The organism is Pseudomonas sp. PS01300, assembly GCF_029960155.1.
Lineage (GTDB): Bacteria > Pseudomonadota > Gammaproteobacteria > Pseudomonadales > Pseudomonadaceae > Aquipseudomonas > Aquipseudomonas palmensis.
In genome coordinates this window covers 12,623-39,237 of the sequence record NZ_JASCPN010000023.1, presented here as the reverse complement: position 1 = coordinate 39,237, position 26,615 = coordinate 12,623, and the positions used below count along the sequence as shown (strand labels likewise).

General features: G+C 65.1%; 19 protein-coding genes. 14 read left to right on the top strand and 5 right to left on the bottom strand.

Going from position 1 to position 26,615, the window contains the following annotated elements:
- The first annotated feature begins 1 nt into the window (after nucleotide 1).
- The 11 genes from nuoE (at nucleotide 2) to QMX96_RS13510 (ending at nucleotide 14,589) form a co-directional block, all read left to right on the top strand.
- On the top strand, nucleotides 2–499 hold the full coding sequence (gene nuoE / locus QMX96_RS13560) for an NADH-quinone oxidoreductase subunit NuoE (protein ID WP_043860867.1): 498 nt from the start codon (nucleotides 2–4) through the stop codon (nucleotides 497–499).
- Nucleotides 496–1,851: an NADH-quinone oxidoreductase subunit NuoF gene (gene nuoF / locus QMX96_RS13555; protein ID WP_043860868.1), complete on the top strand. Its 1,356-nt coding sequence runs from the start codon at nucleotides 496–498 to the stop codon at nucleotides 1,849–1,851. Before nuoE ends, nuoF begins: the two co-directional genes overlap by 4 nt.
- Before the next feature lie 128 nt (nucleotides 1,852–1,979).
- Nucleotides 1,980–4,694 (top strand): NADH-quinone oxidoreductase subunit NuoG, encoded by a 2,715-nt coding sequence (gene nuoG, locus QMX96_RS13550; protein ID WP_282361902.1) that lies wholly within the window; start codon nucleotides 1,980–1,982, stop codon nucleotides 4,692–4,694.
- Complete coding sequence (nuoH, locus tag QMX96_RS13545; protein ID WP_054915105.1) at nucleotides 4,691–5,698, top strand: NADH-quinone oxidoreductase subunit NuoH; 1,008 nt, start codon at nucleotides 4,691–4,693, stop codon at nucleotides 5,696–5,698. Before nuoG ends, nuoH begins: the two co-directional genes overlap by 4 nt.
- An 11-nt stretch (nucleotides 5,699–5,709) precedes the next feature.
- Nucleotides 5,710–6,258: an NADH-quinone oxidoreductase subunit NuoI gene (gene nuoI / locus QMX96_RS13540; protein WP_009400993.1), complete on the top strand. Its 549-nt coding sequence runs from the start codon at nucleotides 5,710–5,712 to the stop codon at nucleotides 6,256–6,258.
- 9 nt (nucleotides 6,259–6,267) lie between these two features.
- Nucleotides 6,268–6,768, top strand: coding sequence for an NADH-quinone oxidoreductase subunit J (gene nuoJ / locus QMX96_RS13535; RefSeq protein WP_043860871.1), 501 nt, complete (start codon nucleotides 6,268–6,270; stop codon nucleotides 6,766–6,768).
- A gap of 3 nt (nucleotides 6,769–6,771) precedes the next feature.
- The gene (gene nuoK / locus QMX96_RS13530; protein WP_010220409.1) at nucleotides 6,772–7,080 is read left to right on the top strand and encodes an NADH-quinone oxidoreductase subunit NuoK; all 309 of its coding nucleotides are present in this window, start codon (nucleotides 6,772–6,774) and stop codon (nucleotides 7,078–7,080) included.
- On the top strand, nucleotides 7,077–8,930 hold the full coding sequence (nuoL, locus tag QMX96_RS13525; protein WP_043860872.1) for an NADH-quinone oxidoreductase subunit L: 1,854 nt from the start codon (nucleotides 7,077–7,079) through the stop codon (nucleotides 8,928–8,930). Before nuoK ends, nuoL begins: the two co-directional genes overlap by 4 nt.
- Nucleotides 8,931–8,969: 39 nt before the next feature.
- The gene (gene nuoM, locus QMX96_RS13520) at nucleotides 8,970–10,502 is read left to right on the top strand and encodes an NADH-quinone oxidoreductase subunit M (RefSeq protein WP_043860873.1); all 1,533 of its coding nucleotides are present in this window, start codon (nucleotides 8,970–8,972) and stop codon (nucleotides 10,500–10,502) included.
- Between the two features lie 7 nt (nucleotides 10,503–10,509).
- Nucleotides 10,510–11,979: an NADH-quinone oxidoreductase subunit NuoN gene (nuoN, locus tag QMX96_RS13515; RefSeq protein ID WP_043860874.1), complete on the top strand. Its 1,470-nt coding sequence runs from the start codon at nucleotides 10,510–10,512 to the stop codon at nucleotides 11,977–11,979.
- Nucleotides 11,980–12,495: 516 nt separating this feature from the next.
- On the top strand, nucleotides 12,496–14,589 hold the full coding sequence (locus QMX96_RS13510) for a TonB-dependent receptor (protein ID WP_282361901.1): 2,094 nt from the start codon (nucleotides 12,496–12,498) through the stop codon (nucleotides 14,587–14,589).
- Nucleotides 14,590–14,606: 17 nt separating this feature from the next.
- Here QMX96_RS13510 and QMX96_RS13505 read toward each other — a convergent pair whose 3' ends face one another.
- On the bottom strand, nucleotides 14,607–15,668 hold the full coding sequence (locus QMX96_RS13505) for an AI-2E family transporter (protein ID WP_043860876.1): 1,062 nt from the start codon (nucleotides 15,666–15,668) through the stop codon (nucleotides 14,607–14,609).
- 120 nt (nucleotides 15,669–15,788) lie between these two features.
- Between QMX96_RS13505 and yegQ the strand changes: the two genes are divergently transcribed.
- Nucleotides 15,789–17,108: a tRNA 5-hydroxyuridine modification protein YegQ gene (gene yegQ / locus QMX96_RS13500; RefSeq protein WP_282361900.1), complete on the top strand. Its 1,320-nt coding sequence runs from the start codon at nucleotides 15,789–15,791 to the stop codon at nucleotides 17,106–17,108.
- A 27-nt stretch (nucleotides 17,109–17,135) separates the two neighbouring features.
- Here yegQ and QMX96_RS13495 read toward each other — a convergent pair whose 3' ends face one another.
- Nucleotides 17,136–19,457 (bottom strand): acylase, encoded by a 2,322-nt coding sequence (locus QMX96_RS13495; RefSeq protein ID WP_349016793.1) that lies wholly within the window; start codon nucleotides 19,455–19,457, stop codon nucleotides 17,136–17,138.
- Nucleotides 19,458–19,665: 208 nt separating this feature from the next.
- Here QMX96_RS13495 and QMX96_RS13490 point away from each other — a divergent pair, with 208 nt between their 5' ends.
- Entirely contained in the window at nucleotides 19,666–20,052 is a 387-nt protein-coding gene (locus QMX96_RS13490) for a fe2+ zn2+ uptake regulation protein (RefSeq protein ID WP_088515161.1), read from the top strand.
- Between the two features lie 40 nt (nucleotides 20,053–20,092).
- Here QMX96_RS13490 and QMX96_RS13485 read toward each other — a convergent pair whose 3' ends face one another.
- Nucleotides 20,093–20,281: a hypothetical protein gene (locus QMX96_RS13485; protein WP_043860879.1), complete on the bottom strand. Its 189-nt coding sequence runs from the start codon at nucleotides 20,279–20,281 to the stop codon at nucleotides 20,093–20,095.
- A 455-nt stretch (nucleotides 20,282–20,736) separates the two neighbouring features.
- On the opposite strand from QMX96_RS13485, the gene QMX96_RS13480 reads away from it, so the two are divergent.
- Nucleotides 20,737–21,117: a Mor transcription activator family protein gene (locus tag QMX96_RS13480; protein ID WP_043860880.1), complete on the top strand. Its 381-nt coding sequence runs from the start codon at nucleotides 20,737–20,739 to the stop codon at nucleotides 21,115–21,117.
- Nucleotides 21,118–21,196: 79 nt separating this feature from the next.
- Here the strand turns inward: QMX96_RS13480 and QMX96_RS13475 are convergent, their stop codons facing one another.
- Together QMX96_RS13475 and QMX96_RS13470 are read right to left on the bottom strand one after the other, a co-directional pair.
- Nucleotides 21,197–24,871, bottom strand: coding sequence for a translocation/assembly module TamB domain-containing protein (locus tag QMX96_RS13475; protein ID WP_282361898.1), 3,675 nt, complete (start codon nucleotides 24,869–24,871; stop codon nucleotides 21,197–21,199).
- Nucleotides 24,868–26,607: an autotransporter assembly complex family protein gene (locus tag QMX96_RS13470; protein WP_282361897.1), complete on the bottom strand. Its 1,740-nt coding sequence runs from the start codon at nucleotides 26,605–26,607 to the stop codon at nucleotides 24,868–24,870. The genes QMX96_RS13475 and QMX96_RS13470 overlap by 4 nt, the downstream gene beginning before the upstream one ends.
- Nucleotides 26,608–26,615: the final 8 nt, after the last annotated feature.

The window sequence follows — 26,615 nt, the reverse complement described above, 5'->3', positions numbered from 1 at the left end:
CATGAATAACACGCTTATCCAAACCGACCGTTTCGCCCTGAGCGAAACCGAGCGCTCGGCCATCGAGCACGAGATGCACCACTACGAGGACCCGCGCGCGGCGTCCATCGAAGCCCTGAAGATCGTTCAGAAGGAACGCGGCTGGGTGCCGGACGGCGCCGTGTACGCCATCGGCGAAGTGCTGGGCATCCCTGCCAGCGACGTCGAAGGCGTGGCCACCTTCTACAGCCAGATCTTCCGCCAGCCGGTCGGCCGCCACATCATCCGTGTGTGCGACAGCATGGTCTGCTACATCGGCGGCCACGAGTCGGTGGTCAGCCAGATCCAGAGCGAGCTGGGCATCGGCCTGGGCCAGACCACCGCAGACGGGCGTTTCACCCTGCTGCCGGTATGCTGCCTGGGCAACTGCGACAAGGCCCCGGCCCTGATGATCGACGACGACACCTTTGGCGACGTGCAACCTGCCGGCGTTTCCAAACTGCTGGAGGGTTACGTATGACCATCACTTCCTTCGGCCCGGCCAACCGCATCGCGCGCGCCGCCGAAACCCATCCGCTGACCTGGCGCCTGCGCGACGACGGCGAGCCACTGTGGCTCGACGAGTACCAGGCCAAGGACGGCTACACCGCTGCCCGCAAGGCACTGGCGCAGATGTCGCAGGACGACATCGTGCAGACCGTCAAGGACTCCGGCCTCAAGGGCCGTGGCGGTGCGGGCTTCCCGACGGGCGTCAAATGGGGCCTGATGCCCAAAGACGAATCCATGAACATCCGCTACCTGCTTTGCAACGCGGACGAAATGGAGCCCAACACCTGGAAGGACCGCATGCTGATGGAGCAACAGCCCCATCTGCTGATCGAAGGCATGCTGATCAGTGCCCGCGCGCTCAAGGCCTACCGCGGCTACATCTTCCTGCGTGGCGAATACACCACCGCCGCGCGCAACCTCACCCGTGCGGTCGAGGAAGCCAAGGCTGCCGGCCTGCTGGGCAAGAACATCCTGGGCAGCGGTTTCGATTTCGAACTGTTCGTGCACACCGGCGCCGGGCGTTACATCTGTGGTGAAGAAACCGCACTGATCAACTCCCTCGAAGGCCGCCGCGCCAACCCGCGCTCCAAGCCGCCCTTCCCTGCCGCCGTGGGCGTGTGGGGCAAGCCGACCTGCGTGAACAACGTCGAGACCCTGTGCAACGTGCCGGCCATCGTCGGCAACGGCATCGACTGGTACAAGTCTCTGGCCCGCGAAGGCAGCGAAGACCACGGCACCAAGCTGATGGGCTTCTCCGGCAAGGTGAAGAACCCTGGCCTGTGGGAACTGCCCTTCGGCGTCACCGCCCGCGAGCTGTTCGAAGACTACGCCGGCGGCATGCGCGACGGCTTCAAGCTCAAGTGCTGGCAGCCAGGCGGCGCCGGTACCGGCTTTTTGCTGCCCGAGCACCTCGACGCCCAGATGTACGCCGGCGGCATCGCCAAGGTCGGTACCCGGATGGGTACGGGCCTGGCCATGGCCGTTGACGACAGCGTCAACATGGTCTCGCTGCTGCGCAACATGGAAGAGTTCTTTGCCCGCGAATCGTGCGGCTTCTGCACCCCGTGCCGCGACGGCCTGCCGTGGAGCGTCAAGCTGCTGCGCGCCATCGAGAAAGGTCAGGGTCAGCCAGGCGACATCGAGACGCTGCTGGGGCTGGTCGGTTTCCTCGGCCCAGGCAAGACCTTCTGCGCTCACGCACCCGGTGCGGTCGAGCCGCTGGGCAGTGCCATCAAATACTTCCGCCCCGAGTTCGAAGCCGGCATCGCAGCCACTGCTGCACCGCGCCCGGACTTGGCCAAACCCGTTGTGGTTGGCGCATAACGAACAAGAAGACGGGCGGTCCGTGCCGCCCGTTGCCCGCGATGCTCGCCCGGATGACGGCGAACCGCAGGCATACAGCTTTCCATTAGCCACGCCCGCAGACGCGGGCCAACGAAGAACTTTGAACCATGGCCACTATCCACGTAGACGGCAAAGAGCTCGAAGTCAACGGTGCAGACAACCTGTTACAGGCGTGTCTGTCGCTAGGCCTCGACATCCCCTATTTCTGCTGGCACCCGGCGCTCGGTAGCGTCGGTGCCTGCCGCCAGTGTGCGGTCAAGCAGTACACCGACGAGAACGACACCCGTGGTCGCATCGTCATGTCCTGCATGACCCCTGCCACCGATGGCAGCTGGATTTCCATCGAAGACGAAGAAGCCCGCGTGTTCCGCGCCAGCGTCGTCGAATGGCTGATGACCAACCACCCGCACGACTGCCCGGTGTGCGAGGAAGGCGGTCACTGCCACCTGCAAGACATGACGGTGATGACCGGCCACAACGAGCGCCGCTACCGTTTCACCAAGCGTACCCACCAGAACCAGGAGCTCGGCCCGTTCATCTCCCACGAGATGAACCGCTGCATCGCCTGCTACCGCTGCGTGCGCTACTACAAGGACTACGCCGGCGGTACCGACCTGGGCGTGTTCGGTGCGCACGACAACGTGTATTTCGGCCGTGTCGAGGACGGTGCCCTGGAGAGCGAGTTCTCCGGCAACCTGACCGAGGTCTGCCCGACCGGTGTGTTCACCGACAAGACCCACTCCGAGCGCTACAACCGCAAGTGGGACATGCAGTTCGCCCCGAGCATCTGCCATGGCTGCTCCAGCGGCTGCAACATCAGCCCGGGCGAGCGCTACGGTGAACTTCGCCGCATCGAGAACCGTTTCAACGGCTCGGTGAACCAGTACTTCCTGTGCGACCGTGGCCGCTTCGGCTACGGCTACGTCAACCGTACCGACCGCCCACGCCAGCCACTGCTCCAGGACGGCCAGAAACTGGGCCTGGACGCCGCGCTGGACAAGGCCGCCGACATGCTGCGCGGGCGCAACATCGTGGGTATCGGTTCGCCCCGTGCAAGCCTGGAGAGCAACTACGGCCTGCGCGAGCTGGTGGGTGCCGAACACTTCTATGCAGGCATGGAAGCCGGTGAGCTGGAGCGCGTGCGCCTGGCTTTGCAGGTGCTCAACGACAGCCCGCTGCCGGTGCCGACCCTGCGCGACATGGAAGACCATGACGCGGTATTCGTGCTTGGCGAAGACCTGACCCAGACCGCTGCCCGCGTGGCCCTGGCCCTGCGCCAGTCGGTCAAGGGCAAGGCCGAGGCGATGGCCGATGCCATGCGCGTTCAGCCGTGGCTCGATGCCGCGGTGAAGAACATCGGCCAGCACGCCATGTACCCGCTGTTCATTGCCAGCCTGAGCGAGACCAAGCTCGACGACGTGGCGCAGGAGTGCGTGCACGCCGCGCCGGACGACCTGGCCCGCATCGGTTTCGCCGTGGCCCACGCCATCGACCCGAGCGCCCCAGCCGTCGAAGGCCTGGACGCCGAAGCCCTGGACCTGGCCAAGCGCATCGCCGACGCCCTGGTCGCGGCCAACCGCCCACTGGTGGTTGCCGGTACTTCGCTGGCCTCCAGGGCTCTGATCGAAGCTGCCGCCAACATCGCCAAGGCACTCAAGCTGCGCGAGAAGAACGGCTCGCTGAGCCTGGTGGTGCCCGAGGCCAACAGCCTGGGCCTGGCCATGCTCGGTGGCGAGTCGATCGATGCGGCGCTGGACGCCGTGATCGCCGGCAAGGCCGATGCCATCGTGGTACTGGAAAACGACCTGTACAGCCGCGTACCGGCTGCCAAGGTCGACGCTGCCCTGGCCGCGGCCAAGGTGGTGATCGTTGCCGACCACCAGAAAACCCCGACCACCGACCGCGCGCACCTGGTGCTGCCGGCCGCCACCTTCGCCGAGGGCGACGGTACCCTGGTCAGCCAGGAAGGCCGCGCCCAGCGCTTCTTCCAGGTGTTCGACCCGCAGTACCTGGACAGCAGCATCCTGGTGCACGAAGGCTGGCGCTGGATGCACGCACTGCGTGCCACCCTGCTCAACAAGCCGGTCGACTGGACCCAGCTGGACCACGTGACCCACGCCGTGGCTGGCGTGGTGCCGCAACTGGCCGGCATCGTCAACGCCGCGCCATCGGCCGCGTTCCGCATCAAGGGCATGAAACTGGCCCGCGAGCCGCTGCGCTACTCGGGCCGTACCGCCATGCGCGCCAACATCAGCGTGCACGAACCACGTACCCCGCAAGACCCGGACACCGCGTTCGCCTTCTCCATGGAAGGCTACTCGGGCTCCGCCGAACCGCGCCAGCAGGTGCCGTTCGCCTGGTCGCCGGGCTGGAACTCGCCGCAGGCCTGGAACAAGTTCCAGGACGAGGTCGGTGGTCACCTGCGTGCAGGCGACCCGGGCACCCGCCTGATCGAGACCCAGGGCGACAGGCTGAACTGGTTCGCCAGCGTTCCGGCGGCGTTCTCGCCGGCCCGTGGCACCTGGCAGGCCGTGCCGTTCTACCACCTGTTCGGCAGTGAAGAGAACTCTTCGCGCGCCGCCCCGGTGCAGGAGCGCATCCCGCAGGCCTACGTGGCACTGGCCAAGTCCGAAGCCGACCGCCTGGGCGTCAACGACGGCGTACTGCTGAGCCTGAACGTGGCCGGCCAGACCCTGCGTCTGCCGCTGCGCATCAATGAGGAACTGGGCGCAGGCCTGGTTGCATTGCCCAAAGGCCTGGCCGGCATCCCGCCTGCCATCTTCGGTGCATCCGTCGAAGGCTTGCAGGAGGCAGCACAATGACCTGGTTCACCCCTGAAGTGATCGATGTGATCCTCACTGTCATCAAGGCCATCGTGGTGTTGCTGGCGGTGGTGGTCTGCGGTGCGCTGCTCAGCTTCGTCGAGCGTCGCCTGCTGGGCTGGTGGCAGGACCGTTACGGTCCTAACCGCGTCGGCCCGTTCGGCATGTTCCAGATTGCCGCCGACATGCTGAAGATGTTCTTCAAGGAAGACTGGAACCCGCCCTTCGTCGACAAGGTGATCTTCACCCTGGCGCCGGTGGTGGCCATGAGCGCCTTGCTGATCGCCTTCGCGATCATCCCGATCACCCCGACCTGGGGTGTCGCGGACCTGAACATCGGCCTGCTGTTCTTCTTCGCCATGGCCGGCCTGTCGGTGTACGCCGTCCTGTTCGCCGGCTGGTCGTCGAACAACAAGTACGCCCTGCTCGGCAGCCTGCGGGCCTCGGCCCAGACCGTGTCGTACGAAGTGTTCATGGGCCTGGCGCTGATGGGCATCGTGGCCCAGGTCGGCTCGTTCAACATGCGCGACATCGTCGAATACCAGGCGCAGAACCTGTGGTTCATCATTCCGCAGTTCTTCGGCTTCTGTACCTTCTTCATCGCTGGCGTGGCCGTGACTCACCGTCACCCCTTCGACCAGCCGGAAGCGGAACAGGAACTGGCCGACGGCTACCACATCGAATATGCCGGCATGAAATGGGGCATGTTCTTCGTGGGCGAGTACATCGGCATCATCCTGATCTCGGCGCTGCTGGTAACGCTGTTCTTCGGTGGCTGGCACGGGCCGTTCGGCATCCTGCCGCAACTGTCGTTCGTGTGGTTCGCCCTGAAGACCGCGTTCTTCATCATGCTGTTCATCCTGCTGCGCGCCTCGATCCCGCGCCCGCGCTATGACCAGGTGATGGACTTCAGCTGGAAGTTCTGCCTGCCGCTGACCCTGATCAATTTGCTGGTGACCGCTGCGCTCGTGTTGCTCAACACGCCAGCTGTTGCGGCCCAGTGAGGATTTGACCCATGTTCAAGTATATTGGCGACATCGTTAAGGGCACTGGCACCCAGCTGCGCAGCCTGGTGATGGTGTTCTCCCACGGGTTCCGCAAACGCGACACCCTGCAATACCCCGAAGAGCCGGTCTACCTGCCGCCGCGCTACCGCGGCCGCATCGTGCTGACCCGCGACCCCGACGGCGAGGAGCGCTGCGTGGCCTGCAACCTGTGCGCCGTGGCCTGCCCGGTGGGTTGCATCTCGCTGCAGAAGGCCGAGACCGAAGACGGTCGCTGGTACCCCGAGTTCTTCCGCATCAACTTCTCGCGCTGCATTTTCTGCGGCCTCTGCGAGGAAGCCTGCCCGACCACCGCGATCCAGCTCACCCCGGATTTCGAAATGGCCGAGTTCAAACGTCAGGACCTGGTGTACGAGAAAGAAGATCTGCTGATCTCCGGCCCCGGCAAGAACCCTGATTACAACTTCTACCGTGTTGCAGGTATGGCCGTTGCCGGCAAGCCGAAGGGCGCCGCGCAGAACGAAGCCGAGCCGATCAACGTGAAGAGCTTGCTCCCTTAAGGAAGAAAGATGGAATTCGCTTTCTATTTCGCATCCGGTGTCGCCGTGGTGTCCACCCTGCGGGTGATCACCAACACCAACCCGGTGCATGCCCTGCTCTACCTGATCATTTCGCTGATCTCCGTGGCGATGACCTTCTTCGCCCTCGGCGCGCCGTTTGCCGGCGTGCTCGAAGTGATCGCCTACGCTGGCGCCATCATGGTGCTGTTCGTGTTCGTGGTGATGATGCTCAACCTGGGGCCGGCCTCGGTCGCCCAGGAGCGCGGCTGGCTCAAGCCCGGCATCTGGGGCGGGCCGGTGTTCCTCGCCGTCCTGCTGCTGGCCGAACTGCTGTACGTGCTGTTCGTGCAGCCGAGTGGCGCCGCCATCGGTCATACCACCGTTGACGCCAAGGCCGTGGGCATCAGCCTGTTCGGCCCTTACCTGCTGGTGGTGGAACTGGCCTCGATGCTGCTGCTGGCTGCAGCAGTGACGGCGTTCCACCTCGGCCGCAACGAGGCGAAGGAGTAAATCATGTCAGCAATTCCTCTCGAACACGGCCTGGCCGTCGCCGGCATCCTGTTCTGCCTCGGCCTGGTCGGGCTGATGGTGCGCCGCAACATTCTGTTCGTACTGATGAGCCTGGAAATCATGATGAACGCCTCGGCACTGGCATTCATCGTGGCGGGCAGCCGCTGGGCGCAACCGGACGGGCAGATCATGTTCATCCTGGTGATCAGCCTGGCCGCCGCCGAGGCCAGTATCGGCCTGGCGATCCTGCTGCAGCTGTATCGCCGCTTCCACACTCTCGATATCGATGCTGCCAGTGAGATGCGCGGATGAACCTACTCTTTCTGACCTTCGTCTTCCCCCTGATCGGCTTTGTGCTGCTGTCTTTCTCGCGTGGGCGGTTCTCGGAGAACCTGTCGGCGCTGATCGGTGTCGGTTCGATCGGCCTCTCGGCCATCGTGGCCGCCTACGTGATCTGGCAGTTCAACGTCGCCCCGCCTGAAGGCGGCGCGTACAGCCAGCTGCTGTGGCAGTGGATGCAGGTGGGCGACTTCAAGCCCAACTTCACCCTGTACCTGGACGGCCTGTCGGTGACCATGCTCGGCGTGGTGGTCGGCGTGGGCTTCCTGATCCACCTGTTCGCCTCGTGGTACATGCGTGGTGAAGCCGGCTACTCGCGCTTCTTCGCCTACACCAACCTGTTCATTGCCAGCATGCTGTTCCTGATCCTGGGCGACGACCTGCTGTTCATCTACTTCGGTTGGGAAGGCGTGGGCCTGTGCTCGTACCTGTTGATCGGTTTCTACTACAGCAACCGCAACAACGGCAACGCAGCGCTCAAGGCCTTCATCGTCACCCGTATCGGCGACGTGTTCATGGCCATCGGCCTGTTCATCCTGTTCCAGCAACTGGGCACCCTGAACATCCAGCAACTGCTGGTGCTGGCGCCGCAGAAGTTCCAGGCCGGTGATTTCTGGATCGTGCTGGCAACCCTGATGCTGCTGGGCGGCGCTGTGGGCAAATCGGCCCAACTGCCGCTGCAGACCTGGCTTGCAGACGCGATGGCCGGCCCTACCCCGGTATCGGCACTGATCCACGCCGCCACCATGGTGACCGCCGGTGTCTACCTGATCGCACGTACCCACGGCCTGTTCGCCCTGGCACCCGACGTGCTGCACCTGGTAGGTGTGGTCGGCGGCGTGACCCTGGTGCTGGCCGGCTTTGCCGCGCTGGTACAGACCGACATCAAGCGTATCCTCGCCTACTCGACCATGAGCCAGATCGGCTACATGTTCCTGGCCCTGGGCGTGGGCGCCTTCGACGGCGCGATCTTCCACCTGATGACCCACGCCTTCTTCAAGGCCCTGCTGTTCCTTGCCTCCGGTGCGGTGATCGTTGCCTGCCACCACGAGCAGAACATCTTCAAGATGGGCGGCCTGTGGAAGAAACTGCCACTGGCCTACGCCAGCTTCATCGTCGGTGGTGCCGCCCTGGCTGCCCTGCCGCTGCTGACCGCCGGCTTCTACTCCAAGGACGAGATCCTCTGGGAAGCCTTCGCCAGCGGCAACAGCGGTTTGCTGTACGCCGGCCTGGTGGGTGCGTTCATGACCTCGCTGTACACCTTCCGCCTGATCTTCATCGCCTTCCACGGCGAAGCCAAGACCGAAGCCCACGCTGGCCACGGCATCTCGCACTGGCTGCCGCTGGGCGTGCTGATCGTGCTGTCGACCTTCGTCGGCGCCTGGATCCACCCACCGCTGGCCGGCGTGCTGCCGCAGAGCGTCGGGCATGCCGGTGGCGAAGCCAAGCACAGCCTGGAAATCGCCTCGGGTGCCATCGCCATCGCCGGCATCCTGCTGGCCGCCATGCTGTTCCTGGGCAAGCGTCGCCTGGTTACCGCGATCGCCAACAGCGGTATCGGTCGTGTGCTGTCGGCCTGGTGGTTCGCCGCCTGGGGCTTCGACTGGATCTACGACAAGCTGTTCGTCAAACCTTACCTGCTGATCAGCCACATCCTGCGCAAGGATCCGGTTGACCGCAGCATCGGCCTGATTCCGCGTTTGGCCAAGGGCGGTCATGCCGCCATGAGCAAAACCGAAACCGGTCAGCTGCGCTGGTACACCGCCTCGATCGCCATTGGTGCCGTGCTTGTGCTCGGTGCCGTTGTTGTGGCTGCGGTCTGATATGAACCTTGCGACTTTGCGAAAGGAATTGAGCCCGTCATGATTTTGCCTTGGCTGATCCTGATCCCCTTTATCGGCGGCCTGCTGTGCTGGCTGGGTGAGCGCTTCGGCGCCACCCTGCCGCGCTACATCGCGCTGCTGACCATGTCCCTGCTGCTTGGTATCGGCCTCTGGCTGTGGGCCAACGGCGACTACACCCTGGCGCCTGCGCCGGGTGCCGCGCCACAGTGGGCCTACGAGTTCAAAGTGCTGTGGATCGAGCGCTTCGGCATTAGCCTGCACCTGGCCCTGGACGGCCTGTCGCTGCTGATGATCCTGCTCACCGGCCTGCTCGGTGTGCTCTCGGTACTGTGTTCCTGGAAAGAGATCCAGCGCCACGTCGGCTTCTTCCACCTCAACCTGATGTGGATCCTGGGCGGCGTGGTCGGTGTGTTCCTGGCCCTGGACCTGTTCCTGTTCTTCTTCTTCTGGGAAATGATGCTGGTGCCGATGTATTTCCTCATCGCGCTCTGGGGTCACAGCTCCTCGGACGGCAAGAAGACCCGGATCTACGCAGCCACCAAGTTCTTCATCTTCACCCAGGCCAGCGGCCTGATCATGCTGGTGGCGATCCTGGGCCTGGTACTGGTCAACTACGGCAACACCGGTGTGATCACCTTCGACTACACCCAGTTGCTCAAGGCCGACCTGCCGGCGGGTACCGAATACCTGCTGATGCTGGGCTTCTTCATCGCCTTCGCGGTCAAGCTGCCGGTGGTACCGTTCCACTCCTGGCTGCCTGATGCCCACGCCCAGGCGCCGACTGCCGGTTCCGTCGACCTGGCCGGTATCCTGCTGAAGACCGCAGCCTACGGCCTGCTGCGTTTTGCCCTGCCGCTGTTCCCGAATGCCTCGGCCGAGTTCGCGCCGATCGCCATGACCCTGGGTCTGATCGGGATCTTCTACGGTGCATTCCTGGCCTTCGCGCAAACCGACATCAAGCGCCTGATCGCGTTCTCCAGCGTCTCGCACATGGGCTTCGTGCTGATCGGCATCTACTCCGGCAGCCAGCAGGCCCTGCAGGGCGCGGTGATCCAGATGCTGGCCCACGGCCTGTCGGCGGCGGCGCTGTTCATCCTCAGCGGCCAGCTGTACGAGCGTCTGCACACCCGTGACATGCGTCAGATGGGTGGCCTGTGGTCGCGCATCGCCTACCTGCCGGCCATCAGCCTGTTCTTCGCCGCGGCTTCGCTGGGCTTGCCGGGTACCGGCAACTTCGTCGGCGAGTTCCTGATCCTGATCGGCAGCTTCGTCAGTGCCCCATGGGTCACCGCGATTGCCACCTCCGGCCTGGTGTTCGGCTCGGTGTACTCGCTGATCATGATCCACCGCGCCTACTTCGGCCCGGCCAAGTCCGACGAAGTACTGGCCGGCATGGACAACCGCGAACTGATCATGGTGCTGGGCCTGGCGGTACTGCTGATTGTGCTGGGCGTTTACCCGCAGCCGTTCCTGGATACCTCCGCCGCCACCATGAGTGGTGTGCAGCAGTGGCTCGGCTCCGCTTTCACTCAACTCGCTTCGGCCCGGTAAGAGCGCTATGGACCTGACGATTCAACACTTTATTGCGCTTGCGCCACTGCTGATCACCAGTATCACCATCGTCGTGGTGATGCTGGCCATCGCCTGGCGCCGCAATCACTCGCAAACCTTCCTGCTGTCGACCGTGGGGCTGAACCTGGCCCTGCTGTCGATCATCCCGACCCTCAAGGTGGCCCCGCTGGCGGTCACCCCATTGCTGACCGTCGACAGCTTCGCGTGCCTGTACATGGCGTTGATCCTGGTCGCCACCCTGGCCTGCGTGACCCTGGCGCATGCCTACCTGGGTGACGGCGGCAAGGGCTACCCGGGCAACCGCGAAGAGCTCTACCTGCTGATCCTGATGGCGGCCCTGGGCGGCCTGGTGCTGGTCTGCGCGCAACACCTGGCCGGCCTGTTCATCGGCCTGGAGCTGCTCTCGGTACCGGTGTATGGCCTGGTGGCGTATGCGTTCTTCAACAAGCGTTCGCTGGAAGCCGGCATCAAGTACATGGTGCTGTCGGCAGCCGGTTCCGCGTTCCTGCTGTTCGGCATGGCGCTGCTGTATGCCGACGCCGGCAGCCTGAGCTTCGACGGCATCGGCAAGGCCCTGGCCACCACCAGCCTGCCAAGCCTGATTGCCCAGCTGGGCCTGGGCATGATGCTGGTCGGCCTGGCGTTCAAGCTGTCGCTGGTACCGTTCCACCTGTGGACCCCGGACGTATACGAAGGTGCTCCGGCGCCGGTTGCCGCGTTCCTGGCCACCGCGAGCAAGGTGGCTGTATTCGCCGTTGTGGTACGCCTGTTCATGCTCTCCCCTGCTGCCAGCAGCGGCGTGCTGACCACCGTGCTGTCGGTGATTGCAGTGGCCTCGATTCTGGTCGGCAACCTGCTGGCGCTGACCCAGAGCAACCTCAAGCGTCTGCTGGGTTACTCCTCGATCGCCCACTTCGGTTACCTGCTGATTGCGCTGGTGGCGAGCAAGGGCATGGCGGTGGAAGCCATTGGCGTGTACCTGGTGACCTACGTGATCACCAGCCTGGGCGCGTTTGGCGTCATCACCCTGATGTCCTCGCCTTACAAGGGCCGTGATGCCGATGCCCTGTACGAGTACCGCGGCCTGTTCTGGCGTCGTCCGTACCTGACGGCGGTACTGACCGTGATGATGCTGTCGCTGGCGGGTATTCCGCTGACCGCGGGCTTCATCGGCAAGTTCTACATCATTGCTACCGGCGTCGAGTCGCAGCTGTGGTGGCTGGTGGGTGCGTTGGTGATCGGTAGTGCGATCGGGGTGTTCTACTACCTGCGCGTGATGGTCACCCTGTACCTGATCGAGCCGAACCTGCGTCGTCACGATGCGCCGTTGAACTGGGAGCAGCGTACCGGTGGCGTGATGTTGCTGGCGATTGCGATTCTGGCGTTCGTGCTGGGTGTATATCCGCAGCCGTTGCTGGACCTGGTGCAGCATGCAGGTTTGCAGTTGCTTGGTTGAGTGCTGATGCATTGACAGGACACCCCGCTTCGGCGGGGTGTTTTGTTTTTGGCGATTGAACAACCCATCCCCAGCACCGCCGTTGCTTTTGTTCTTGATCTTGATCTTGATTGTCCGGCCTGTCAGGAGGCCGAGTGGAGGTGTCGTGCAGGGGGCGGGGCGCAGCCCCTTCGGCGTTAGCCGAAGCGAGCGACTGTTAGAGTTGCGCAGCAACTCGGGTCGCGTGCCCCCTGGACGGCGCCGGAGGGAGGGAACCCGGAGCGAAGCGTAGGGCCGTATGTTTGGCCGGGGACCTTTTGGTTACTTTTGCGTCCTTGCAAAAGTGACCCGCTGTAAGAGCGGAAGGCGTCATTCGCAGCGCTATCCATGCCGGATAAACACACCAATCGGTAAAATCGACGACCGTGAACATATCCAGAGCAGATCAAAAGCATGACTGCACTACAGATCACCCACTGTGCTTCGTCTGATACTTGCAACGTCAGATACCCGCCCAACCGTTCCGGAACCCCTTCGATGCACCCCACCCTGTCCCGCTCGTCCCTCGCCGTATTGATCGCCTGCACCGCCACCGCCCAAGCCAACCCAGGCATCGAACTCGGCCAGGTACTGATCCAGGACCAGGAACACAACGAGCTTCAGGACGCCCGTGAGCGCCTGCAGCAAATCCCCGGGGCCACCAACCTGATCGACATGCAACAGGTCGAACAAGGCCGCGTTGCCAGCAACCAGGACGTTCTCGCCTACCAGCCCGGCGTGTTCGCCCAATCCGCCGGCAACGACGGCATCAAACTGTCGATTCGCGGCTCGGGCCTCAACCGTGCCCCCGGCGCCCACGGCTCCGGCGTATACACCCTGTTCGACGGCCTGCCCCTGACCGGCCCCGGCGGCACGCCCTATGAATTGTTCGAGCCCCTGTGGCTAAGCCGCGCCGAGGTACTGCGCGGCGCCAATGGTTTCGACCGCGGCGCCCTGGCCCTGGGCGGCGCCATCAACTATGTGACCCACACCGGCTACGACGCCGCGCCCCTGCAGGTACGGGTCGAGGCCGGCAGCCGTGGCTACGGCAAACGCCAGGTCAGCTCCGGCCAGGTACTGGGTGACCTGGACTACTACGTCGCCCTCACCGACTCGGAATACGACGGCTACCAGGACCACAGCAGCGGCAGCAGCAAGGGCATCGCCGCCAACGTCGGCTACCGCTTCAACCCCAACCTGGAAACCCGCTTCTACCTGCGTTACCGCGAAACCGAAAACGAACTGGCCGGGCGCCTGACCAAGGACCAGATCAAGCACCACCCGCGCGCTGCCAACCCGCTGTACCTGAGCCGCGACGCCAGCCGCCCGCAACCGGGCAGCACCTGGCTGGGCAACAAGACCACCTTCTACCTCGATGACGACTCGCAGCTGGAAGCCGGCCTGGTCTACCACGACTACCCGATGGACCTGCGTGAAGGCACCAAGCGCCTCAAGGTGGCGTACACCGACGTCAGCGGCACGCTCAACTACCTGCGCCGCGACACCCTGTTCGGCCACGAGAGCAAGACAACCCTGGGCTGGCGCACCACCAAGCACCTGCCCAACACCGGGGCCTCGGAGTTCGTGCGGGTCGAGACCGCCCCCACTCAGCCCATAGGCACCAAGACCCGCGACTTCACCTACCAGGGCTCGGACAGCGTCCTCCACTTCAGCAACGAACTGGAACTGGTGCCAGACCTGTGGCTGACCAGCGGCCTGGCGATGATCTATACCCGCCGCGAAAGCGCCGTCACCTATCCGGCCAGCGGCGGCAAGGTCAGCCAGCATGACTGGGACTACGCCCCGCGCCTGGGGCTGCGCTACGACTTCAGCCCCGCGCTGCAGCTGTACGGCAACCTGAGCCGCTCGGTGGAGCCTGCACACCCCTGGGCGCTGATCTGGAGCTCGCCAGCGATCAAAGGCCTGCAGACCCAACCCATCGAGCTGCGCAACCAGACCGCCACCACCCTGGAGCTCGGCGCACGCGGCGACTCGCGGCTGGGGCGCTGGGACCTGGCCTGGTACTACTCGGCCGTGCGCCACGAACTGCTGACAGTGGAAACCGTGGCCGCCAGCAGCACCACCAACGCCATCGTCGGCGAGGTGAATGCCAGCCCTACCGTGCACCAGGGGGTGGAAGCCAGCCTCGACAGCCTGCTGTGGGAACACAGCGGAGTTGGCCGGGTGTCGCTGCGCCAGGCCTACACCTTCAGCGACTTCCACTACCGCGATGACGCGGCGTTCGGCGACAACCGCCTGCCCGGCATGCCGATGCACTACTACCAGGCGCAGGTGCGCCTGGACCATCCCAGCGGCTTCTATGCCGGGCTCAACACGCAGATGGCCTCAAAGGTGCAGGTCGACTACGCCAACTCCTACCAGGCCGATGCGTATGCCCTGCTGGGCGCAACCTTCGGCTACGCCTCCCCCCGACAGGACTGGGCCACCTGGCTCGACCTGCGCAACCTCACCAACAAGCGCTATGCCGCAACCGTGACGCCCGGCTACGACGACAAGGGTCTCGATGCCGCACGCTCCACCCCCGGCGAAGGCTTCGCAGCCTACGTGGGCATGTCCTATAGCTGGAAGTGACGCTCGCCAGCGGCGCCTCAGGGCAGTTGCACCTGAGGCTTGGTCGCCACGAAAATCCCCCAGCTGGACATGAACAGCGCCGCGATCAACGGCCCGATGACGAAGCCGTTGAGGCCGAACACCGCCAGCCCGCCCAGGGTCGAGATCAGGATCAGGTAGTCGGGCATGCGGGTATCCTTGCCCACCAGGATCGGGCGCAGCACGTTGTCCACCAGACCGATCACGAACACCCCGAAGGCGGCAAGCACCACACCCTGCCAGATCGAACCACTGAGCAGGAAGTACGCGGCCACCGGGCCCCACACGATGCCGGCACCCACCGCCGGCAGCAGCGACAGAAACGCCATCAGCACCGCCCACACCAGCGCACTGGGGATATCCAGCACCCAGAAGATGAACCCGCCGAGCGCGCCCTGGGTCACCGCCACCAGCAGGTTGCCCTTGACCGTGGCACGCACCACGCGATTGAACTTCAGTTGCAGGCGACGCTTCTGGTGTTCGGCCAGGGGCACCGCCGTGCGGATCTTGCGCACCAGCTCGGCGCCATCGCGCAGGAAGAAGTACAGCAGGTACAGCATGATGCCGAAGCTCACCAGGAACTCGAACGTGCCCTGCCCGAAGCTGAACGCCTGGGTGGCGAAGAACTGGCTGCCCTGCATCGCGCCCTTGGCGATCTTGTCGCGCAAGCCCTCCAGATCCCCCATGCCCAGGCGTTCCAGGCCATGCTGGGCCACAGCGGGCAGCATGTCCTTGAAGCGCTCGATGTAGCCGGCGATATCCAGTTGGCCGCTCTCGATGTTCTTGTACAGCGTGGCGCCTTCCTGAACCAGCAGCGTGCTGATGACGATCACCGGCAGAATCGCGATCAGCAGGCACACCAGCAGCGTGATACCCGCCGCCAGGTTGCGCCGCCAGCCCAGGCGCAACAGCAACCGGCGCTGCAACGGCGCAAACACGATGCCCAGGATCACCGCCCAGAACACCGCGCCGTAGTAGGGCAATAGAATCCAGATGAAGGCCAGGGTCACCAGGACCAGCAACCACATCAAGGCTTTTTGCTGCAATACCGATTCGTTCATGTCCGCTCCTTTGCGCTCTGATGATTAGTGCGCGGCGCACTGCAGAAAGTGCCGTTGCCGTGGATCAATAAAATCGGTGGTGCAGGCGCGTAGCATCCGCGCTTTTGTCGCGACCTTGCCATGACCCACCTCGCCCGACCCGAACTGCTCGCCCCTGCCGGCACCCTGAAGAACATGCGCTATGCCTTCGCCTATGGCGCCGATGCGGTCTACGCCGGCCAGCCGCGCTACAGCCTGCGTGTGCGCAACAACGAATTCGACCATGCCAACCTGGCGCTGGGCATCCAGGAAGCCCAGGCCCAGGGCAAGCGGTTCTACGTGGTGGTCAACATCGCCCCGCACAATGCCAAGCTCAAGACCTTCCTCAAGGACCTGGAACCTGTGATCGCCATGGGCCCGGACGCGCTGATCATGTCCGACCCTGGGCTGATCATGCTGGTGCGCCAGCACTTCCCGGCCATGCCGATCCACCTGTCAGTACAGGCCAATACGGTGAACTGGGCCAGTGTCGCGTTCTGGCAATCCCAGGGCCTGAGCCGGGTGATCCTGTCCCGGGAGCTGTCGCTGGAAGAAATCGAAGAGATCCGCCAGCAGGTGCCGGCGATGGAGCTGGAAGTGTTCGTGCACGGCGCCCTGTGCATGGCGTATTCGGGGCGCTGCCTGCTGTCGGGCTACCTGAACCGGCGCGATGCCAACCAGGGCAGCTGCACCAACGCCTGTCGCTGGCAGTACAGCGCCACCCCGGCCCAGGAAAACGAGGTGGGTGAGATCGTGCGCGAAGTCCAGCCGACCCTGGGCGTCGGCGCCCCCACCAACCAGGTGTTCGTGCTGCAGGAAGCCAACCGGCCCGGCGAAGACATGCCGGCATTCGAGGACGAGCACGGCACCTACATCATGAACGCCAAGGACCTGCGTGCCGTGCAGCACGTCGGGCGCCTGACCCGCATGGGGGTGCACTCGCTGAAGATCGAGGGGCGTACCAAGTCGCACTTCTACTGTGCCCGCACCACCCAGGCGTACCGGCAGGCCATCGACGATGCGCTGGCGGGGCGTGAATTCGACCGTTCGCTGATGCTCGACCTGGAGTCATTGGCGCAACGCGGCTACACCGAAGGCTTCTTGCGCCGCCACGTGCACGACGAGTACCAGAACTACGAGCGGGGCAACTCGGTGTCCGAGCGCCAGCAATTCGTGGGCGAGCTGACCGGGGAGCGGGTCGACGGGCTGGCCGAGGTCAAGGTCAAGAACCGTTTCGGGCTGGGCGATCACCTGGAGCTGATGACGCCGCGGGGCAACTACCATTTCGACCTGCACCAGCTGCGGGATCGCGCGGGCAACCCGCTGGAGGTGGCGCCGGGGGATGGGCACACGGTGTACCTGCCGATTCCCGAACAGGTGGAGCTGGGCTTCGGGCTGTTGTTGCGGGATCTGAATACGTAGCCACGCTATCGCGGGTCAAGCCGACGCTCAACGTGGGCTGCTGGCTACAGCTGCAGTATCCGTCTCACGTATCACCTGCACCTGATACTGCGGGTCCGCCTTGATCTGCGCCTCGGTGAATGGAATGGTGTGCCAGTGCCCGGCCGAGAAAGCACGGGTCTGGTCACTGGCATGCACCGACCCCGCCTCGCTGGACTGGGAAAACGCCAGCAGCCCCTGCGCGTGCGGCCCCTTGTCATCGAAACTGACCACCTGCAGGTAACTGGTGCCGCTGATCACGGTGCGCTTGCCCCCCTCGCCCGGCACGCTCTGCATGGCGTTGTACACCCCAAGGCTCGACGGCCCGCCATGCATCGGCGTGCCGTCGCCCGCCTGCTGGATCTGCCCCCACTGCACATTCGCACTCAGCCCGGCCTCGGCCACCTGCGCCTGCGACGCCAATGCCGCCGCACGCACGGCCCTGGCCACCTCGGCACGCTCCAGCGCAAGGCCGCGTGGGGTGTGCTGGGGGTCGGCCGGATCGAATGCCACGCGCCAGAATTCACCGTGCTCCTGCAACGCCTGCAGGATGTTCTGAAAGTGCACCAGGCCGATGCCACTGGCCAGGCCGGCCTTGCCATCCCACGCCGCCAGGCTGTCGCAAACGGCCTTGAGCTGCGGATCGGCCGTGGCGCCCTTGCACCACTGCAGCAGGTCGGGCAGCGCCAGCTCGGCCAGGTACACCTTGTCGTCCATGACCATGTGGTGCAGGTCCTGCGCGCTGATCTTGCCGGGGCGGTTCAACCGCTGCAGGGCAAAGCGGCTGCGCGGGCCCAGGGGCACGTCTTCGCGGCTGATGATCGGCGAGTAGCCGCGCAGCGGCTGCGCCGGGTTGACCATCCAGGCCGAATCGTTGGAGTGCTGTACGAAGTCGCCACGCAGCAGGCTGGGCTGCAGTTGCGCGGGGAAGATACCGGGCTGCGCCGCTCGCGCATCGACCTTCCAGTTGCAGGCGCTGCGCGAACCGTCGAGCACGATCAGTTCCAGGCCCGCCGACGGGTCGCTGCACTGCGCCAGCAGCGGCGCCTCCACATAGGGCACCACCGACTGGTTCAGGTACAACGCCTGCCCCCTGGCATCCACCGCCAGGGTGTTGACCCAGGGTATGCCCTGCAGGCGCTGCACCGAATGCTGCAGGGCCTGCAGGCTGTCGGCCTGGTTCATGCTGTACCACTGCTGCAGCACGCGGGTGTTGCCCAGGTTGGCATCACGCAGGCTGAAGGCCACCTGCCCGGTCCAGTCCAGCCGCCCGGGCCACTGCACCAGCGGGCCGTAGATCGTGCCGTACAGCTCGCGGGTGACCACCTGCTGCTGGCCGTCCTCAGCCTTGACCGACACGCTCACCGGCTGGCGGGTCATGGGGGTGGACACGCCATCGAGCAGGTAGCGGGTCGAGTCTTTCGGGTCCAGTTGCAAGCGGTGCAAGGTGAAGTGCCGGGAGGTGTCGACGGTGTGAGTCCAGGCCAGATGCCGGTTGAAACCGATATTGATCAGCGGCAGGCCGGGCAACGCGGCGCCCATCACGTTCAGCTTGCCGGGGATGCTCAACTGCATCTGGTAGAAGCGCATGCCACCCACCCACGGGAAATGCGGGTTGGCCAGCAACAGGCCACGGCCATTGGCCGAACGCTCGTGCCCTATCGCCACCGCGTTGCTGCCGCGCTCAAGCGCAAAGTTGGCCTGACGCGCCTGGGCCACACTGAAGGCCGCAGCCGGCAACCCCGCCGCTGCACCGGGGGGCACGGCACCGGCCACGGCTTCGACGAACTGCCCGGCCCCACCCTCGACCAGCAGGCGCCGGGTCAGCTTGACCAGGTCCAGGGCGGTGATGGGGCGCAGCCACTCGGCCTGCTGGCACTGGGCAGGCAGGCCCTGGGCAGTGCGCTCGGCCAGCGCGCGGTTGTAGCCCAGCGCGTAGCCTTCGAGCAATGAACGGATCGGCGCCGGTTGCGCCTGCCAGTACGCAGACACCGCCGCTGGCGTGTTCAGCCAGGTGAAAAACACGTCGCTGGCCAGGTTTTCACGCTGCTCCAGGGTCAGCGCCTGCGGCCCGAAGAACCGCGAGCGCTCACCGTTGACGGTCACCACTTCGTTGGCCAGCAGGCACAGGTTGTCCTGCGCGTAGGCATACCCGATGCCATAGCCCAGGCCACGCTCATCGCGGGCCACGATGTGCGGCACACCGAAGCTGGTGCGGCGGATCTCGGCCCGGGCCTCGCCCGGCGGCGCCTCGCGGGCGTGGGCTGAACAACTCAGAGCAACCAGCAGGGCCGTCAGGCAGAACGAGGGGATCGAGCGATTGGCAGACACGCGGACTCCGGCAGCATCAGGGTGAACGAACATCCTGACTAGACGAATTTCATCATGAAAATTTACCGCTTTTGCGCCGCTCGTTCGTCTCTCTCTACATAAAGGCAATATTTTTTGCCTTGCCGATGCAGATTTGCCGCGCTCGTTCGTCTTATAGAGTGAGAGCACCACACGCAAACTGGACAGGCTCGGGAAAGGGAGTTTTCACATGTACAACCAGCAACAGCCAATCACACCGCTGCGTTTCAGACGCAAAGCCCACGCGCCGCTGCCGGAAAAGCCCGAAGCGGCTGAACCGGACCGCGCCGGCAACGAACATATCCGCGAACTGCTCAAGGCATTCGGCCTGCGCACCAGCCTGATCCGGCTGAAGGTCATCGATGCGCTGCACGCGGCCGCCAGAGAGGGGCGCAGTATCGGGGTGCGCGGGGTGCACAGCCAGCTCGAGCAGCTGGATATTCCGCTGTCGTTCCTGAGCGTTCGCGAAGTGCTCAAGCGCCTCTGCGTCGAGGGTGTGATCAGCCTGGGCAGCGACAAGTGCTACAGCCTCAACCCCGAGGCTCGCGCGGTGCTGGAACAGCCGGTTTCACGCTAGGCCAACGGCCGGGTGACGCCGGCCGCAGCCTCGCAAGCGGTCAGAACTTGACCTTGCGCCGCATGATGCCGTTCACGATCACGGCCAATACGGCTACGCCGATGGCGATGTACTGGAACACCTTTTCGCTGATCACGCCGGCGTTCTGCAGGTACGAGCCGCCCAGCATGATTGCCAGCACCACCAGGGCAACCAGGATCGAGTATTTCAGGCGTTGAGCTTGAGTCATTGAAAAATCCTTACGACAACGGGTTTGAGGGCCCTACTGCGGCCGGCGGCCATGATACAACGCCACGTCACGCAGGAGGATGTTTCCCGGTTTTTCCCGACGCGACAACCTGAAATCATCCGCCAGGTGTGCCCGTGCCTTGCGTTCAGGGTTGAGCAACCTGAACCACAGCGCTGGAGCAGGCTCGCCGTAGACACGCGGCCACGCCCTCCCTGGCGCCGCTGGTTCCTACAACAGACCACCGACTTCCTCACGCAATGTGTACGGAAAGACTACCTCCCCTGACCCGCTTGCTGCCTAGATCTCCCCTTGGCGGTTGACCGAGAATTCCTTCAGGCCACTTGGCAGTTCAACGCTGTCGACGTGGGGCGCGCCGCACCTGGCAAGGATGCTCAGGCACGGACGGCACCCGATGAAGTGGCCCCTTCGCTCATACCGCCAACAAGGAAGTCATCATGGAACTGTGTGACCTGAACAAGATCGACATCGAACAACTGCCCCAGTCACTGCAGATGCTCATCGAATGCATCGGGCTGGAGCATGCCTACCGCCTGACCACCATCTACGGCGGCCGCCCCAAGTACATTCCCAAGCACCGCGAGCGCACCACGCTGGCCGAGATCCTGCCAACCGAAGCGTTGGATGCATTGATCAAGCGCTACGCCGGCATGGCGCTGGAAATTCCCAAGGCCGACCACTTCAATCGCCAGCTGCGCAACCAGCAGATCCAGCAGGAAAGCTCCAATGGCCAGTCACGCAGCGTGCTGGCCGACAAGTACGGGTTGAGCCTGCGCCAGATCGGCAACATCCGTCGCCAGGAAGCGCACACGCGCTAGACACACCCTGCACACAACAACGCCAGGCGCGAGCGGTCGCGCCTGGCGTTGTTGTGTGCGCAGCCCTTGACGGGCCGTATCAGAAGTCGCGCTTGTAGAAGATATCCAGCGAGCTGGCGATACCGCTGGCAGCCTCCAGGTAGACCTTCTTGCTGAGCAGGTAGCGCAAGGCGATGGTGTTGGCCGGCTCGAACACCCCTACGCCGTAGCGCAGGCTCAGGCGCTCGGTCAGCTTGCCGCTGGCCACCACGCTGGTGTTGTCGCCGCTGCCCTGGGTGTCGAGCTGGAAGTCCTCGATGCCCAGGCTCGATGCCAGGCTGCCGGTAATCCCCGCGCTGCCCGCCAGGCCCAGGCCCAGGGCCGCCTCCGCCAGCATGTTGTTGTCTTCGCCGGTATTGCCCAGCGGACGCCCCAGCACCAGGTACGACAAGGCCTGCTCCTGGCTCATCGCCGGCTCGGAAAACACCTGGGTGGTGGGCTGTTCGGCGCTGCCGCTGAGGCGGATGCCGGCAATCACGTCGTCGGTCTGGCGAATGGCCTCGATGTCCAGGTAGGGCTGGTCGATCGGCCCGGCAAACAGCAGCCGCGCACGGCGGATGGTCAGGCGCTGGCCATAGGCGCGGTAGCGCCCATCGGCCAGGCTGAGCTCGCCACGGGTATCGAGGTTGTCGCCAATGTGCACGCGCCCCAGCAGGTTGGCGGTCAGGCCGAAGCCGCTGAATGCCAGCTTGTCCTGCCCCACCTCCACGTCGATGTCCATGGCCACGGCCATCGGCGCCTTGCCCTGCTCGGTCTGGTGGCCGACGATGACCGTGTCATCCGACACCTTGACGGTCGAAGGCGGCAGTTCGCGCACGGTGATCTTGCCCTTGGGCACCAGCACCTTGCCGGTGACCGCGAGCTTTTCGCCGATCATGTGGATCTTCAGGTCCGGCGCCACCTCCAGGTTGGCGTAGGGTTCGACGGTGACCGGCAGGCGCTGCCCCTGCAGTTGCAACTCCACCGCCAGGCCCTGGGCCCAGCCGATCTGGCCACTCAGGCGGCCCTGGCCGACCGGGCCGCTCTTCCACTCGCCGCCCAGTTGCACCTGCTCGCCTGCGATCTGTGCCCGCAGGCTGAGGTCGCTGAGGCTGATGGGCAACTCGGCCCCCGACACTTCGCCATTGCTCAGCGTCAGGTTGCCGTTGACCTGGGGCGCCAGCAACGTACCGGTGATCTGTCCGCTGCCGTTGAGCTGGCCAGCCAGGCGCTCGACCATCGGCGCGAACGGCCGGCCCACCGACAGGTCCAGCCCGCTCAGGCGGAAGTCTCCGCTCAGCGGCTTGTTGCGCGCCAGCGGGTCGATGCGCGCTGACAGGGTCAGCTCGCCCAGGCGCCCGCCCACAAACTCCAGGCGCGTGTCCACGCGGCGCGGGCCCAGGGTGCTGTTCAGGCGCAGCGCCTGGTACGGAAAGTCCAGCCATCGATCCTTTTCCCGCACCCGCAAGGTGCCGCCACTGGCGTCCACCACGATCGACCCCTTGGGCCCGCTGGCCGGCAGGTCGAGGTTGATGTCGGCATTGAGCATGCCCTGCCAGGCGAAGTCCTTGGGCAACCACTGCGCCAGGCTTTGCAGCGGGAACTGCTTGAGGTGGTAGCGCAGGCGCGGGTCGGGCATCAGGCGCTGGTCTTCACCACACAGGCTGGCCTGCCCGGAGCGCCAGCAATGGGCGCCGAAATCCACCTGCCCATTGGCCAGGCGCTGCAACCTGGCCGGTGCCTGCAGCTGCCAGTCCTGCCCGCCCGCCTGCACCTGGCCGCTGGCCAGGCGTCCGCGCCAGTTGCCCTTGTCGAGCTGACCGTCCAGGCCCAGGTCGAGCTTGAGTTGCGGCCCATCGAGGGCCAGTTGCAATTGCTGCTTGCCAATGTCGCCCTGGCCTTTGGCGGTCAGGGTGCCCAGGTTGGTTTCGCCCAGGCGGATCGACCCGGCCTGCAGGTCGATCAGGGCACGTTGGGCGCTGTCCAGCCGGGCGTCCAGGTCAAGGCGTTGCACGCGGTTTTCGGCCTGGCCCAGTTGCTGGCCCTGCAAGGTCAGTTGCCCCTGCGGCGCCTTGAGCGTACCGGCCACATCAAGCCGACCCTTGAGCTGGCCTTGCAGTTGCGGCCACAGCTGGCCCAGGCGCGGCAGGTTGAGGTCAAGCTGACCGGCCAGGCGTTGCTGCACACTGGCGCTGCCGTTGATCTTGTTGTCCCCCAGCTGGATCAGCAAGGTGCCCAGGGTCCAGTTCTCGCCTGCACCGTCGGCCTTGGCCTGCAGCACGGCGGGCTGGCCGCGCAATCGCCCCTTGAGGTCCAAGTCGGCATTCAGGCGCAGCGTGTCGCCCTTGAGTTCGCCCTTGCTGCGCAGCGGGCCCGCCAAGATGCCCGGCAGCTCGGCCAGCCAGTACGCCGGGTTGAGCGCCGACAATTCCAGTGCCGCGTCCCACGCCACGCCCTCGGCAAACTGCACGGCGACGCTGCCGGCCACCTTGCCCTGGCCGGCTTCAAGGGCCAGCTGTGGCAGGCTGACCTGGCCCAGGTCGCCCTTGAACGGGCTGCTGACCTTGAAGGCACCTGCCGGCCCGTCCAGGTCGCCACTGAAATCGCCCTGGTAGTTGCCGTCGCGGTAGTTGACCTTGGCGTTCAGGCGCCGCAGCGTGACCTGCGGAGCCTCGTCCAGCGGGTACAGGCGCAGCCACGGGAAGTCCAGCCAGTCGATGCTGGCATCGGCAACCAGACCGCTCTGCCAGTCGGCAGTGGCGCTGAGCGTGACACGCTGCTGCGCGGCGGCGCTCAGGTCCAGGGCGGCGATCTGGGCGCCCTTGGCATCCACCCGGCCACGCAGGCTCAGGCTGATCGGCCCCTGCTCGGCCGGCAGGCGACCGGCGCCCACCAGTTGATAACCTTTTGCCAGGTCGCCATAGGCACTGAGTTCCAGCTGCTCGAACTGCAGGGTGTCCGGCAATCCGGCCGATGGCTTGAAGCCGGTGGCGCTCAGGCGTACCTGGGCCGGCAGGTGCTCGGCCAGGGGCTGCAACTGACCCGCCAGGCGCCCTTGCAGGTAGCCGCTGCTGTCGGCCTGCAGGTCGAGGCTTTTCTGCAGGTCGCCTTTTATCTGCACCGCCAGTTGCCAGGGCTGGTCGTCGATGGCCGGCAGTTGCACCTGACCCTGCAGCTGCAACGGCCAGTCACCCACCGGTTGCAGCAGGCCGCTGAGGTTCAGGCTGAGGTCTTCGCGTTGCAGGTTCAGGCTGTCGATCTGCAGGCCCTGGGCGGTCCAGTGCGCAGCCAGTTGCAACTGGCTCAACTGCTCGCTGCCGTCCAGATGCAACTGGCCGACCTGTACTTCGCCCAGTTCGATCGCCACTGGCAACTGGAGGCTGGGCAACTGCAGCGGCCCGCTGTCGGGCGCTGCCTCGCTGGGGGCGAAGTCCAGGTTGACCTGCCCGGCGCGCAGCTGGTCGATACACAAGGTCATGCGCAACAGGCAGCCGGGCGACCAGGCAAACACCGGCGCAAGCACTTCGACACGGTCCTCGCCCTGCTGCCAGATCAGCCGATCGGCCTGCCATTGCCCGCCAAGGCGGCCTTGAAAATTGTCCAGCTGCAAGCCCGGCACCAGGCTCAAGGCCCAGCGGCTGCCGGCCTGGGTACCCAGCAGGATACCCACGGCCAGCACCAGCACGACCAGCAGCGCCAGCAGGGCCAGCCCGCCGCGTTTCAACACCTTGCTCACAACTCGGGCCCCATGGAAAAGTGCAAACGTATGCCGCCGTCATCGTCCAGCGCCTTGGCCAGGTCGAGCCGCAGCGGGCCGACCGGCGACACCCAGCGCACACCGAAGCCGACGCCGGTCTTGAGGCTGGGAAGTTCCAGGCTGTTGAACGAGTTGCCCTGGTCGACGAAGGTCGCCAGGCGCCACTTCTCGGCGATCGAGTACTGGTACTCGGCACTGGCGGCCACCAGGTAGCGCCCGCCGATACGGTCGCCATCGGCGTTCTTGGGTGAAAGGGTCTGGTAGTCGTAGCCACGCACGCTCTGGTCGCCACCGGCAAAGAAGCGCAGCGAGGGGGGCACCGACTTGTAGCCGTTGGTGGCGCTGCCGCCGAACTGCACCCGGCCCAGGAAGCGGTGGTTCTGCGCCACGGTGGTCAGGCCCTTGAGCAGCACGTTGCCATGCAGCAGGTTGGTGTCGGACAGCAGCCCTTCCTTGGCCACCTGCGCGTCGAACTGCAAGCGGTAGCCGTTGTGCGGGTCGATGCGGTTGTCGCTGCGCAGGTAGCTGTAGCTCACACCCGGCATCAGCAGAGTGCTCAAACCCGAATCGTCACCCAGACGGTACTCTTCGCGCTGCCACTTGAGCGATACCACGCGCTGCCAGCCGCTGGGCAGCTTGCTGTGCCATTCCGGGCCCACGGTGAGCAGTTTGCTGAGGCTGTCGGTGCCGGCTATCTCTTCGTTCTGGTAGCCGCCGGCAAAGCGCAGCTTGTCGGTCAGCGGCGGGTCGAGCGGTATGTCGTACCACAGGCCGACGTTCTGGCGCGGCGCCGAAAGCTCGGTTTCCAGGCCATAGCTGTGGCCTTGCGGGTTGACCCAGTGGCGGGTCCAGTTGGCCTTGCCGCGCGGCCCGACGTCGGTCGAAAAGCCCAGGCCCAGGCCCATGGTGCGGGGCTTGCGGGTTTGCAGTTGCACCTCTACCGGGATGCTCTGCGCCACGGCGGCAGTGGGCGCAGCGTCGACCCGCACGCCTTCGAAGTAGCCGCTCGATTGCAGCGCGTTGTTCAGTTCGGCGATCAGTTCGGAGTCGTAGGGGGTGCCTTGCTTGAAGGGCACCATGCGTTGCAGCAGGCTCTCGTCGAACGGCGCGTCGCCTTCGAAGCGAACCTTGCCCAGCTGGTAACGCGGGCCGCTGTCGTACACCAGTTCGATGTCCGCCACACCCGCCGCCGGGTCGATCGCCAGGCGCTGGCGCAGGAAATGCCCGCTGAAGAAACCGTAGCGCGAGGCCTGGTTCTGGATCAGCCGCTTGGCGTCCTCGTAGTTGCCATGGTTGAGCACAGCCCCAGGCCGCAGCGCCTTGCTCGAAGGAACCCGGAAGGCCGTCATCTCGCTGGCCGGTCCCTCGACGCGCACTGTCACCTCGCGCAGGCGCACCGGCTCGCCCGGCTCGATGCTGAGCACCAGTTGCGGGCCCTTGTCGGCCTTGGGCGAAGGTTTGACCTGGCTGTCGATCTGCGCCTGGTAGTAGCCCAGCGCCTGAGCGGCTTTTCTGGCCTGCTCCACGGCGCCGCGGCTGAAGCGCAGCAGCGCTTCTTCATCGCGGGTGCCAAGGCTGCCGATATAGCCTTCGACGTTGGCCTTGAGCTCGTTGTTGGCGGGCTTGATGCGTACTACCAGCTCGCTCTGTGCGTACACCGCGCAGCTGGCAACCCATAAAATCAACCCGCAGGTGAATCGTCCTGAATACGTCATAGGCGCGG